Source organism: Streptomyces sp. NPDC051211 (assembly GCF_040689505.1).
Lineage (GTDB): Bacteria > Actinomycetota > Actinomycetes > Streptomycetales > Streptomycetaceae > Streptomyces.
The window spans coordinates 16,382-28,509 of sequence record NZ_JBFBAV010000032.1 but is presented as its reverse complement, the minus strand read 5'-3'; the positions used below and the strand labels follow the sequence as shown (position 1 = coordinate 28,509).

11 protein-coding genes are annotated in these 12,128 nt (G+C 74.0%); 8 read left to right on the top strand and 3 right to left on the bottom strand.

The features are described 5' to 3' along the window. The first annotated feature begins 144 nt into the window (after window positions 1–144). Together AB0447_RS26205 and AB0447_RS26200 are read left to right on the top strand one after the other, a co-directional pair. The gene (locus AB0447_RS26205) at window positions 145–1,176 is read left to right on the top strand and encodes a LacI family DNA-binding transcriptional regulator (RefSeq protein ID WP_366479219.1); all 1,032 of its coding nucleotides are present in this window, start codon (window positions 145–147) and stop codon (window positions 1,174–1,176) included. Between the two features lie 169 nt (window positions 1,177–1,345). Next, complete coding sequence (locus AB0447_RS26200; RefSeq protein WP_366479262.1) at window positions 1,346–2,275, top strand: ROK family protein; 930 nt, start codon at window positions 1,346–1,348, stop codon at window positions 2,273–2,275. A gap of 211 nt (window positions 2,276–2,486) precedes the next feature. Here the strand turns inward: AB0447_RS26200 and AB0447_RS26195 are convergent, their stop codons facing one another. Continuing rightward, window positions 2,487–3,470: a TAXI family TRAP transporter solute-binding subunit gene (locus AB0447_RS26195; RefSeq protein WP_366479261.1), complete on the bottom strand. Its 984-nt coding sequence runs from the start codon at window positions 3,468–3,470 to the stop codon at window positions 2,487–2,489. Between the two features lie 103 nt (window positions 3,471–3,573). Between AB0447_RS26195 and miaB the strand changes: the two genes are divergently transcribed. Beyond that, complete coding sequence (gene miaB / locus AB0447_RS26190) at window positions 3,574–5,091, top strand: tRNA (N6-isopentenyl adenosine(37)-C2)-methylthiotransferase MiaB (RefSeq protein ID WP_366479218.1); 1,518 nt, start codon at window positions 3,574–3,576, stop codon at window positions 5,089–5,091. Window positions 5,092–5,553: 462 nt separating this feature from the next. Further along, a complete protein-coding gene (locus AB0447_RS26185) occupies window positions 5,554–6,273 on the top strand; it encodes a class III extradiol dioxygenase subunit B-like domain-containing protein (protein WP_366479217.1) in 720 nt (239 codons plus the stop codon). A 111-nt stretch (window positions 6,274–6,384) separates the two neighbouring features. Here AB0447_RS26185 and AB0447_RS26180 read toward each other — a convergent pair whose 3' ends face one another. Further along, window positions 6,385–6,654, bottom strand: a complete 270-nt coding sequence (locus tag AB0447_RS26180; RefSeq protein ID WP_366479216.1) for an antitoxin — start codon at window positions 6,652–6,654, stop codon at window positions 6,385–6,387. Window positions 6,655–6,677: 23 nt separating this feature from the next. Continuing rightward, window positions 6,678–6,911, bottom strand: a complete 234-nt coding sequence (locus AB0447_RS26175) for a hypothetical protein (RefSeq protein WP_366479214.1) — start codon at window positions 6,909–6,911, stop codon at window positions 6,678–6,680. Window positions 6,912–7,063: 152 nt separating this feature from the next. On the opposite strand from AB0447_RS26175, the gene miaA reads away from it, so the two are divergent. From miaA to AB0447_RS26155, 4 genes are all read left to right on the top strand, one after another. After that, on the top strand, window positions 7,064–8,002 hold the full coding sequence (miaA, locus tag AB0447_RS26170; RefSeq protein ID WP_366479213.1) for a tRNA (adenosine(37)-N6)-dimethylallyltransferase MiaA: 939 nt from the start codon (window positions 7,064–7,066) through the stop codon (window positions 8,000–8,002). Window positions 8,003–8,133: 131 nt separating this feature from the next. Then, a complete protein-coding gene (locus tag AB0447_RS26165) occupies window positions 8,134–8,685 on the top strand; it encodes a hypothetical protein (protein WP_366479260.1) in 552 nt (183 codons plus the stop codon). A 294-nt stretch (window positions 8,686–8,979) separates the two neighbouring features. Beyond that, complete coding sequence (gene dapF, locus AB0447_RS26160; protein ID WP_366479212.1) at window positions 8,980–9,852, top strand: diaminopimelate epimerase; 873 nt, start codon at window positions 8,980–8,982, stop codon at window positions 9,850–9,852. A gap of 140 nt (window positions 9,853–9,992) precedes the next feature. Continuing rightward, complete coding sequence (locus tag AB0447_RS26155; RefSeq protein WP_366479211.1) at window positions 9,993–12,071, top strand: HD domain-containing protein; 2,079 nt, start codon at window positions 9,993–9,995, stop codon at window positions 12,069–12,071. The last annotated feature ends 57 nt before the right edge of the window (window positions 12,072–12,128 follow it).

Below are 12,128 nucleotides of genomic sequence, written 5' to 3'. Positions count from 1 at the left end.
CTGACGGGCCGACGGCGACAAAGTCAACCAGGCCTTTGCGGACGACCCGGACTTTAGCGCTTAAGTCCCATTGACACCTGGCCTGGAAACAACTCAGGCTGGCCGGACTAATGCGCTTTAGCCAGCAATGGGAACAGGCAGCCAATGGCCCGCAGACCCACCATCAAAGACATCGCCCGCCGGGCGGGGGTCTCGGAGAGCGCCGTCTCCTTCGCCCTCAACGACCGGCCGGGCGTCTCCCAGGAGACCCGGGCCCGGATCCGCCGGGTCGCCGAGGAACTGGGCTGGCAGGCCAACAGCGCCGCCCGCGCCCTGTCCGGTGCACGTTCCGGCGCGGTCGGCATGGTCCTCGCCCGGCCCGCCCACACCCTCGGCGTCGAGTCCTTCTTCCTGCAGCTGGTCTCCGGCATCCAGGAGGTGCTCTCGGCCGCCCGGACCGCCCTGTTGTTCCAGGTCGTCGAGGACCTCGACGCGGAATGCGCCGTCTACCGCCGCTGGTGGGCCGAGCAGCGCGTGGACGGGGTGCTCGTCGTCGATCCGCGGACGCAGGACCCGCGCCCGGACCTCCTCGCCCGGCTCGGCCTGCCCGCCGTGGCGGTCGGCGAGACCGACCCGTCCGCCCCGCTGTCCTCCGTACGCGCGGACGACGCCGAGGCGATGACGCAGGTCCTGGACCACCTGTACGGCCTGGGCCACCGGCGGATCACCCACATCGCCGGCCTGCCCGGCCTCGCCCACACCGACCGGCGGATCCGGGCGCTGCGGCGGGCCGCGGACCGGCGCGGCCTGACCGCCGCCGAGGTCCGCTCGGTTCCCACCGACTACTCGGACACCGAGGGCGCCGCGGCCACCCGCCGGGTCCTGGCCGAGCCGCGGCCGCCCACCGCGCTGGTCTACGACAACGACGTGATGGCGGTGGCCGGGGCCGCGGTCGCCGCCGAGCTGGGCATCCCGGTGCCCGGCCGGCTCTCGCTGGTGGCCTGGGACGACTCCGCGCTGTGCCGGGTCACCCATCCCCGGCTGACCGCCCTGGTCCGGGACACCGCCGGCTTCGGCCGGCTCGCCGCCGAGGAGCTCCTCGCGGTCCTCGCGGGCGGCCCGCCCCGCGTCCGCGAGGGCGAACAGCCCCGGCTGGAACCCCGCGAGAGCACGGCCCCGCCGCCGCGCGCATACTGAACCGACCACCTCCAGGAGCGCCACCGTGACCACGCCCACCCCGACCTCCGCCCTTCCCGCGCCGCGCGCGGGCGCCGCCACCGGCACCGTGCCCGGCACTGCGACCGGTACCGCCCCGGACACTGCCCCAGGCCTCCTCGGCGCCCCGGGCCCCGGCCCCGGCACCGGGCTGACCGCCGCGATCGACATCGGCGGCACGAAGATCGCCGGGGCGCTGGTGCACCCCGACGGCACGATGACCGCGACCACCCGCCGGCCCACCCCGCGCGGGACCGACGGCGACGCGGTGATGGCGGCGGTCGCCGAGGTCGTCGCCGACCTCGCCCGGGACCCGGCCTGGCCGCAGGTCCGGCGCTGCGGCATCGGCAGCGCGGGCCCGGTGGACTCGGCCCGCGGCACGGTCAGCCCGGTCAACATCACGGCCTGGCGCGACTACCCGGTGCTGGCCCGTACCGAGGCCGCGCTGGCCGCGCACGGCCGGCCGGTCCCCACCGTGCTGGTGGGCGACGGGGTCGCGATGACGGCCGCCGAACACTGGCTGGGCGCGGCCCGGGGCCACGCGAACGCGCTGTGCATGGTCGTCTCCACGGGTGTCGGCGGCGGCCTGGTCCTCGGCGGCCGCCTGCTGCCCGGCCCCACCGGCAACGCAGGCCACATCGGTCACATCAGCGTCGAGTTCGACGGCGAGGAGTGCGCCTGCGGCGGGCGCGGCTGCGTGGAGGCCATCGCCTCCGGCACCGCCATCGCGCGCTGGGCTCGCGCCCAGGGCTGGACCGGGCCGGACCCCACGGCGGCGGGCGTGGCCGCGGCCGCCCGCGAAGGCGACCCGGTCGCCCTGGCCGCCTTCGACCGGGCCGGCCGGGCCCTGGCGGCGGCCATAGCCGCCACCGCGACGCTGGTCGAGACGGACATCGCGGTCATCGGCGGCGGGGTCGCCACCGCCGGCGACACCCTCCTCGGCCCGATCCGCGCCCACCTCCCGGACTACGCCACCCTGGACTTCGTCCGCGGGCTCCGGATCGCCCCGGCCGCCCTGGGCACCCACGCGGGCCTGATCGGCGCGGCGGCCGCCGCCACCGACCTCCTGCCGTCGTCCTGACCGGCGCGTACGCCGGCCGCGTAACCGCGTATCCGCGTGAACCCGAGCCCCGGAACCGGCGTGACCACGGGCCACGGATACGGCGTGAAAACGGCCCACGGATACGGACCCGGACCCGGACCCGGATCCGTATCCGGATACGCGGATACGCCGGATCCGGCCATGGCGGCAGCGACGGCTACGGCTACGGCGACAGCTACGGCAGCGACGGCTACGGCTTCACCGAGCGGTAATAGCGGCGCGCGCCCTCGTGCAGGTCCAGGGGATCCGTGTAGATCGCCGTCCGGAGATCCACCCGCTGGGCCGCGTGGACCTCCTGGCCGATGCGGTCCCGGCTCAGGATCACGGTCCGGGTGAACTGCTCGGTCAGCGCCGGACCGGTGCGTTCCGTGGTCACCAGCAGGTTCGGCAGGGCCAGCGTCGTCACCGCCGAGGTGTTCCGCGCCCGCGGGTACGCGTCCTGCGGCATCACCGCCACCCGGTAGTACCGCGCCGGGCTGCCCCCGCTCTGCAGTTCCGGCAGCAGGTCGCCCAGCGGCACCAGCCGGATCTCGAACCGGTCCGAGAGCTCCCGCACCGCGTTCGTCGGCAGCCCGCCGGACCAGAAGAACGCGTCGATGCGCCCCGCCTCGAGCTCCGCCGGCATCGTGTCGATGCCGATCGACACCGCCGTGACGTCCCGCTGCGGATCCAGCTTCGCCGCCGCCAGCAGCCGTTCCGCGACCAGCCGGACCCCGGACCCGGACTGCCCGACCGCCACCTTCAGCCCCCGCAGGTCCCGCGCCGACTGCACCCGCGACCCGGCCGGCACCACCAGCTGCACGTAGTCGTCGTACAGCCGGGCGACCCCGCGCAGCCGGTCCGCGCCGGGCTTGCCGTCCCGCCGGTACTTGGCCACCGCGTCCGCCGTGGCCACCGTGAAGTCCGCCTCGCCGGAGGCCACCCGCTCCAGGTTCTCCTGCGAGCCCGCACTGGGCAGCAGCCGCACGTCCACCCCGGGCAGATCGCGCGCCAGCGCCTCCTCCAGCAGCTCCCCGTACCGGTGGTACACACCCGTCCGTGCGCCCGTACTGAAGGCCAGCTCGCCGTGCGGCTCGGTCTTCCCGAACGGCCACAGCCACCACGCCAGCAGTCCGAGCACGACCAGCCCGGCCACCAGACCCCGCAGCGCGTTGCGCCTGCTGGGCCGCGGCATCCGGGGCAGTACGAGTGGCATGCGCGCGATCCTGCCAGCCGCCCGCCCTCCTGTCACGGTCCGGCCGACCGAGTGCGCTGCCGGCACCGCCTACCCTTGTTCCATGACCAGCAGCGACCGGAGCCAGGCAGTGGACGTGAAGCGAAGCTACGAGGTGCGCACCTACGGGTGCCAGATGAACGTGCACGACTCGGAGCGGCTCTCCGGTCTGCTGGAGGACGCGGGCTACGTCCGCGCCCCCGAGGGCTCCGACGGGGACGCCGACGTCGTCGTCTTCAACACCTGCGCGGTCCGTGAGAACGCCGACAACAAGCTGTACGGCAACCTCGGCCGGCTCGCCCCCATGAAGACCCGGCGTCCGGGCATGCAGATCGCCGTCGGCGGCTGTCTGGCGCAGAAGGACCGGGACACCATCGTCCAGAAGGCCCCGTGGGTCGACGTGGTCTTCGGCACGCACAACATCGGCAAGCTGCCCGTCCTGCTGGAGCGCGCCCGCGTCCAGGAGGAGGCCCAGGTCGAGATCGCCGAGTCGCTGGAGGCGTTCCCGTCCACCCTGCCGACCCGCCGCGAGTCCGCGTACGCCGCCTGGGTCTCGATCTCCGTCGGCTGCAACAACACCTGCACCTTCTGCATCGTCCCCGCGCTGCGCGGCAAGGAGGAGGACCGCCGTCCCGGCGACATCCTCGCCGAGATCGAGGCGCTGGTCGGCGAAGGCGTCTCCGAGATCACCCTGCTCGGCCAGAACGTCAACGCCTACGGCTCCGACCTGGGCGACCGCGAGGCCTTCAGCAAGCTGCTGCGCGCCTGCGGGACCATCGAGGGCCTCGAGCGGGTCCGCTTCACCTCCCCGCACCCGCGCGACTTCACCGACGACGTGATCGCGGCGATGGCCGAGACCCCGAACGTGATGCCGCAGCTGCACATGCCGCTGCAGTCCGGCTCGGACACGATCCTCAAGGCGATGCGCCGCTCGTACCGGCAGGAGCGCTTCCTCGGCATCATCGAGAAGGTGCGCGCCGCCATCCCGCACGCCGCCATCTCCACCGACATCATCGTGGGCTTCCCCGGCGAGACCGAGGAGGACTTCGAGCAGACCATGCACACGGTCCGCGAGGCCCGCTTCGCGAACGCCTTCACCTTCCAGTACTCCAAGCGCCCCGGCACCCCGGCCGCCACCATGGAGGGCCAGATCCCGAAGGAGGTCGTGCAGGAGCGCTACATGCGCCTGGTCGCCCTCCAGGAGGAGATCTCCTGGGAGGAGAACAAGAAGCAGGTCGGCCGCACCCTGGAGGTCATGGTCGCGGAGGGCGAGGGCCGCAAGGACGGCGCCACCCACCGCCTCTCCGGCCGCGCCCCCGACAACCGCCTCGTGCACTTCACCAAGCCGGACGCGGAGGTCCGCCCGGGCGACGTGGTGACCGTCGAGATCACTTACGCCGCCCCGCACCACCTCCTCGCCGAGGGCCCGACCACGGCCGTACGCCGGACCCGTGCGGGCGACGCCTGGGAGAAGCGCAACGCCGCCCCGGCCCAGCCCCAGGGCGTCATGCTCGGCATCCCCACCCTGGGCGTCCCGGCCCCCCTCCCGGCAGCCACGGGCGGCTGCTCCCTCACCTCCTGACCGGCCCGGGCACACGCGCTGCGGCGGGGCACATCCAGCCCCGCCGCCCATGTGAGGCGCGGCGGGGCGAAGCCGGCCCCGCCGGCGTTTGAGGCGCGGGGGTTCGGGGGCGGAGCCCCTGGGGGCCTGGCCGGGCCTCCGGCAGGCACACGGCTCCGGCTGGGCATGTCCAGCCCCGCCGGCGTTTGAGGCGCGGGGGTTCGGGGGCGGAGCCCCTGGGGCCTGGCCGGGCCTCCGGCAGGCACACGGCTCCGGCTGGGCATGTCCAGCCCCGCCGGCGCTTGAGGCGCGGGGGTTCGGGGGCGGAGCCCCTGAGGACCCGGCCGGGCCTCCGGCGGGCACACGGGCCCGGCTGGGCATGTCCAGCCCCGCCGGCGTTTGAGGCGCGGGGTGCGGGCCGGAGTCCCGCGTGCCCCCGGCGGAGCCGTGCCCAGGCACTCCGCTCCGGCTAGGCTGCGGATCATGCTCGTAGCCGCCGCCGTATGCCCCAGCCCGCCCCTCCTCGTGCCCGAGGTCGCCGCCGGCGCCGCCCAGGAGCTCGCGGAGGCGCGTACCGCCTGCTCCGACGCGCTCGCCGTACTCGCCGCCTCCCGGCCCGACCTGCTCGTCGTGGTCGGCGCCGCCGAGAAGGGCGGCGGGTACGACGAGGGCACCCCGGGAACCTTCGCCGGCTTCGGGGTCGACCTGAGCGTCACGCTGGGCAGCGCCGCCGCCGAGCAGACCGGCGAGGCCACCGGCACCACCCTGCCGGCCTCCCTCGCCGTGGGCGCCTGGCTCCTCGAACGGGCCAGCTGGGCGGCCGCACCGATCGCCGGGGTGGCCGTTGCCGAGCGGCTCGACCCGGACGCCTGCGGCGCCCTCGGCGCCGACCTCGGCGGTTCCGCCGACCGGGTGGCGATGCTGGTGCTCGGGGACGGCAGCGCCTGCCGGACCCTGAAGGCACCCGGCTACCTCGACGACCGGGCCGAGGCCTTCGACGCCGCCGCGGCCCGGGCCCTCGGATCGGCGGACGTCCCGGCCCTCGCGGCGATCGACCCGGAGCTGGCCCTGGAACTCAAGGCCGCGGGCCGGGCCCCCTGGCAGGTGCTGGCCGGCGCGGCCCGGGACGCGGGCCTGGACGGCCGACTGCTCTACGAGGACGCGCCCTACGGCGTCGGCTACTTCGTCGCCGCCTGGTCGTAACGGCCCGCCCCAACCGGCCGGCCGGCCACGGAAAAGCGGCCGGTACGGAAACCGGCCGGGTACGGAAAAGAGGGCGCGGGCACCGCCCGCGCCCTCTTCACGTCGACCGCGTCAGGAAGCCGGAGGCGGAGGCGGCGGAGTCGGGCCGCCGTCCGGGTGATCCTTGTGCGCGATCTTGCCCAGGGCGTCCTTCGCCTTGCTCGTACCGGTCTCGATCCGCTCGCTGTACTTGCCCTTGGTCTTGGCGTCCACGGCCCTGGCCACCTTGTCCAGTCCGTGACCGATCCGGCCCTCGTGCTGCTGCGCGAGATCACCGACCTTGTCCTCGACCTTGTCCTTCGCCGGCCCGAGCTTGGCCTTCAGATTGTCCAGCAGGCCCATGGGTCACCTTCTCCTGGCGGTGGCTACGTACGGGCGCCCTCGCCGGCCTCGCTGTCCGCGGCTGCCTCCGCGGACTGCTGCTTCGGGATCTCCACACCCTCCGCGGCGGCCGGTTCGGTCTCGGTCTTCGTCTCCGCTGCGGACTCGCTCTCCGTGGCCTCCGCGGTCTTCGTGGCCGGCGCCGTCACTGCGCCCGCCACGGCCTCCTCGGTCGAAGCCTCGTCCTTGCGACGACGAAACCGATCAAAAACGCCCATGTCTACTCCTCCAACGGTACTCGTGCGAGTGAAGTTCCGCGCTGGTCACGGCATGCGGCCCCGGCCGGAACCTCGCCAGGGCAACGACCCCGCCCATGACCCGTCACGTAACTCGTTCGGGTAGCTGTCGCCGGGTTTGCGAGACTGTTCCGGTGAGAAGTGCAGCCCCCGCCCCGCGGGTCATCGCCGTCGTCGGTCCCACCGCGGCCGGAAAGTCCGATCTGGGCGTCGCCCTGGCCCGCCATTTCGACGGCGAAGTCGTCAACGCCGACTCCATGCAGCTCTACCGGGGGATGGACATCGGCACCGCCAAGCTGACGATCGAGGAACGCGGCGGCATCCCGCACCACCTCCTCGACATCTGGGACGTCACCGAGACCGCCAGCGTCGCCGAGTACCAGCGGCTGGCACGCGCCGAGATCGACCGGCTGCTCGCCGAAGGCCGCACCCCCGTCCTGGTCGGCGGCTCCGGCCTGTACGTGCGCGGCGCCCTGGACGCCATGGAGTTCCCCGGCACCGACCCGGCCGTCCGGGCCCGGCTGGAGGAGGAACTCACCCTGCGCGGTCCCGGCGCCCTGCACGCCAGGCTGGCCGCCGCCGACCCGGCCGCCGGCGCGGCCATCCTGCCCAGCAACGGCCGCCGGATCGTCCGGGCCCTGGAGGTCATCGAGATCACCGGCAAGCCCTTCACCGCCAACCTGCCCGGCCACGACTCCGTCTACGACTGCGTGCAGATCGGCGTGGACGTGGCCCGCCCCGAACTCGACGAACGCATCGCCCTCCGGGTCGACCGGATGTGGGAGGCCGGTCTGGTCGAGGAGGTGCGCGCGCTGGAGGCCCAGGGCCTTCGGGAGGGCGTCACCGCCTCCCGCGCGCTCGGCTACCAGCAGGTCCTGGCCGCCCTGGCGGGGGAGTGCACCGAGGAGGAGGCGCGCGCCGAGACCGTACGCGCCACCAAGCGCTTCGCGCGCCGCCAGGACTCCTGGTTCCGCCGCGACCCTCGCGTGAACTGGCTCAGCGGGGCCGCCGCGGACCGCGGGGAACTGGCCGGACTCGCGCAGACGTTGGTCGAACGAGCGGTCACAGCCTGATCACGTGATGGCATCGGGACGCCCCGGGCGCCCGTCGGGGGGCCCGGGGCGTGCCATCATCAAATTCCGACGGTGCAGTCACCGGCGGTGAACGGCGGCGTACGAAGTCCGAGTGGGGAGGGCACGTGGCGATGGAGGCCGGCCCTCGTGGAACTGGGCGGGACGACACCAGGCAGGAAGCGGACCCGATGGTTCACGACGCCTTGGACCCCGCGGACCCGGTAGACCCCGGCAACGGGGCGGATCTCGCCGACCTGGCCGACGTACAGGACGGCCTGGGCCTGCCCGCCGAACCGGCCCGGCTGAGTCCGGACGGTCCCGACGCCGCGGAAGAAGTCCCCGGCCCGGCCGTCGAGGTCGAACTGCGGCCCCAGCGCCGCCTCCGGATCTGGCAGCTCGCCCCGATCGTCATGCTCGGCGCCGCAGGCTCCCTGATGTTCGCCTTCCCCCTCGCCTTCGAATTCGGCGACGGCGGCGCGGTCGTCGCCATGCTCGGCCTCCTGATCAGCTCCTGCGCCGGCGGCTGGGGCATGATGGCCGCCCGCCGCGTCGGCTACACCTGGCCCGGCCTCCCCGCCCGCGGCTCCGGCATCCGCTCCGACTGGCGGGTCATCGCCCTCTACACCCTGATCGCCCTGAGCCTCGTAGCCCTGGCCGTCTGGCGCGTCGCCCGCCTACGCTGAGCCACCCCCCAGCCCCCGGTGCTCAAGCCGCTCTCAGCCCCGCCGGGTTTGGCATGTCCAGCCTCGCCGGCGTTTGAGGCGCGGGGGTCCGGGGGCCGGCCCCCGGCAACGGCGCCGCACCACACCACGGTCCGCTCACCCGCGGCACGGGCTCGAGCCGGAAGCGAGCCGGGACAGGACAGGACAGGACGGGACGGGACGGGACCGACCCGGGACAGGACGGATGGGACCGAGCCGGGACCGGGACGGGCACCGCCAAGCCGACCACCGGCCCCACCTCGCTACCATGAGTCCGTGACCAGCAGCCTCGCCTTCCTCAAGGGCCACGGGACCGAGAACGACTTCGTCATCCTCCCCGACCCCGACAACGCCGTCGATCTGCCCGCCTCCGCCGTCGCCCGCCTGTGCGACCGCCGGGCCGGCCTCGGCGCGGACGGCATCCTGCACGTCGTACGCTCCGCCGCCCACCCCGAGGCCCGCGCCATGGCGGCCGAGGCCGAATGGTTCATGGACTACCGCAACAGCGACGGCTCCATCGCCGAGATGTGCGGCAACGGCGTACGCGTCTTCGCCCGCTACCTCCAGTACGCCGGCCACGTCGAGCCCGGCGACCTGGCCATCGCCACCCGCGGCGGCATCAAGGAGGTACACCTCCACAAGGACGGGTCCGTCACCATCTCCATGGGCCGCGCCCTGCTCCCCGACGGCGAGGTCACCGTCTCCGTCGGCGACCGCAGCTGGCCCGCCCGCAACGTGAACATGGGCAACCCGCACGCCGTCGCCTTCGTCGACACCCTCGACGACGCCGGAGACCTGCTGAAGCCCCCGCCGTTCAGCCCCGCCACCGCCTACCCAGACGGCGTCAACGTCGAGTTCGTCGTCGACCGCGGCCCCCGCCACGTCGCCATGCGGGTCCACGAGCGCGGCTCCGGGGAAACCCGCTCCTGCGGCACCGGCGCCTGCGCGGTGGCCGTCGCCACCGCCCGCCGCGACGGCGCCGACCCCGCCGTCACCGGCGAACCCGTGACGTACACGGTGGACGTGCCCGGCGGAACCCTGGTCATCACCGAGAGCCCCGACGGCTCCGTCGAGATGACCGGACCGGCCGTCATCGTCGCCGCCGGGACGTTCGACCCGGCCTGGCTCACCGAAACGGTTTTCGGCTGAAGATTCCCTCTCATGGGTGATCCGTTTCACGCTCAGCGAGAGCCGGACTCCGCCACGTGGTGGGGTCGGTAGCATCAGACACCGGCCCTGAGGGCTCACCCCATGCCCACCACCGCCGGTCGAAGCCGCCGGAGGTGCCCATGAGTGCAGAGGCCACGAACCCCGACGCACGCCCCGAGCTCCGCAGACGCGGGCGCCCCCGCCTGGATCTGCGCAGGCTGGGGCGTGCCGCCCTGCTGGGGCCGGCCCCCCGGGACCGCCTCCCGGACGCGATCAGCCACGTCGCCGAGGCCCACCGGGCGCACCACCCCGACGCCGACCTGTCCGTGCTGCGCCGCGCCTACATGCTCGCCGAGTCCTCGCACCGCGGCCAGATGCGCAAGAGCGGCGAGCCCTACATCACGCACCCGCTCGCCGTCACCCTGATCCTCGCCGAACTCGGCGCCGAGACCACCACCCTGACGGCCTCTCTCCTCCACGACACCGTCGAGGACACCGAGGTGACCCTCGATCAGGTGCGCGCCGAATTCGGCGCCGAGGTCTGCTTCATCGTCGACGGCGTCACCAAACTCGAAAAGGTCGACTACGGGGCGGCCGCCGAACCCGAGACCTTCCGCAAGATGCTCGTCGCCACCGGCAACGACGTCCGCGTCATGTCGATCAAACTCGCCGACCGGCTGCACAACATGCGCACCCTCGGCGTGATGCGCCCCGAAAAACAGGCCCGCATCGCCCGCGTCACCCGCGACGTCCTCATCCCGCTCGCCGAACGGCTCGGCGTCCAGGCCCTGAAGACCGAACTGGAAGACCTGGTCTTCGCGATCCTGCACCCCGAGGAGTACGAGCACACCCGCGCCCTCATCGCCGCCCACGCCGGCGACCACGACCCGCTGCCCGGCTTCGCCGACTCCGTCCGCGCCGTACTGCGCGAGGCCGGCATCCAGGCCGAGGTCCACATCCGGCCCCGGCACTTCGTGTCCGTCCACCGCATCGCCCTCAAACGCGGCGAACTCCGCGGCTCCGACTTCGGCCGGCTGCTGGTCCTGGTCGGCGAGAACGCCGACTGCTACGGCGTCCTCGGCGAACTGCACACCTGCTTCACCCCGGTGGTCTCCGAGTTCAAGGACTTCATCGCCGTACCCAAGTTCAACCTGTACCAATCCCTGCACACCGCGGTCGCCGGCCCCGACGGCGAGGTCGCCGAGGTCATCGTCCGCACCCGCCAGATGCACCGGGTCGCCGAGGCCGGCGTGGTCGCGCTCGGCAACCCGTACGCCCTCCCGGAGACCGGCACCACCACCGCCGGCGAGGCCGAGGAGGAACGGGTCGACCCCACCCGGCCCGGCTGGCTGTCCCGGCTCCTCGACTGGCAGCAGTCCGCGCCCGACGCGGACACCTTCTGGAGCTCCCTGCGCGACGAACTCTCCCAGGACCGCGAGATCACCGTGTTCCGGGCCGACGGAGGCGGCTGGCTCGGCCTCCCGGCCGGCGCCACCTGCATCGACGCGGCCTACGCCCAGCACGGCGAGGCCGCCCACGGCTGTATCGGCGCCCGGGTGAACGGGCGCCTGACCTCCCTGGCCAGCCCGCTGGCCGACGGGGACACCGTGCAGCTGCTGCTGGCCCAGGACGCCTCCTCCGGGCCCGCCCCCGACTGGCTCGGCCACGCCCGCACCCCCGCCGCCCGCATCGCCATCAGCAGCTGGCTCCAGTCCCATCCCGAAGGCGGCCGCCCCGACCCGGCGGCCCCGCGGGCACCGCTGTCGGTCGTCGGCGCCCGCGGCGGCGGCGGCAACGCGGTCGCCGACCTGCCCGACGCCCCGGTCCGGCTGGCCGGCTGCTGCACCCCGGTACCGCCCGACGCCGTCGCCGGGTTCGTCGTACGCGGCGGCGCCGTCACCGTGCACCGCATCCACTGCCCCGCGGTCGCCCAGATGCGCGCCCTCGGCCGCACCCCCGTCGCCGTCCACTGGCGGGCCACCGCCGACTGCCGGGTCACCCTCGTCGCCGAATCGTTCGGCCGCCCCCACCTGCTGGCCGACCTCACCGAAGCCATCTCCCGCGAAGGCGCCGACATCGTCTCCGCCACCGTGGAACCCCCCAACGAACAACGCGTCCGGCACCGCTACACCCTCCAGCTCCCCGACGCGAACGTCCTCCCGACCCTGATGCGCGCGATGCGCGACGTCCCAGGCGTCTACGACGTCAGCCGCGCCTAACCCCCCACCCCGGACGTCTCCCCACCAGGCGATACCCAGCCAGCCCCGCCGGGCGGT

Excerpts from the sequence above, each read along its gene's own strand:
- AB0447_RS26185 (WP_366479217.1), top strand. The coding sequence starts at position 5,554 with ATGCTCGTAGCCGCCGCCGTATGCCCCAGCCCGCCCCTCCTCGTGCCC.
- AB0447_RS26165 (WP_366479260.1), top strand. The coding sequence starts at position 8,134 with ATGGAGGCCGGCCCTCGTGGAACTGGGCGGGACGACACCAGGCAGGAA.
- AB0447_RS26155 (WP_366479211.1), top strand. The coding sequence starts at position 9,993 with ATGAGTGCAGAGGCCACGAACCCCGACGCACGCCCCGAGCTCCGCAGA.
- AB0447_RS26205 (WP_366479219.1), top strand. The coding sequence starts at position 145 with ATGGCCCGCAGACCCACCATCAAAGACATCGCCCGCCGGGCGGGGGTC.
- AB0447_RS26175 (WP_366479214.1), bottom strand. The coding sequence starts at position 6,911 with ATGGGCGTTTTTGATCGGTTTCGTCGTCGCAAGGACGAGGCTTCGACC.
- miaB (WP_366479218.1), top strand. The coding sequence starts at position 3,574 with ATGACCAGCAGCGACCGGAGCCAGGCAGTGGACGTGAAGCGAAGCTAC.
- AB0447_RS26195 (WP_366479261.1), bottom strand. The coding sequence starts at position 3,470 with ATGCCGCGGCCCAGCAGGCGCAACGCGCTGCGGGGTCTGGTGGCCGGG.
- AB0447_RS26180 (WP_366479216.1), bottom strand. The coding sequence starts at position 6,654 with ATGGGCCTGCTGGACAATCTGAAGGCCAAGCTCGGGCCGGCGAAGGAC.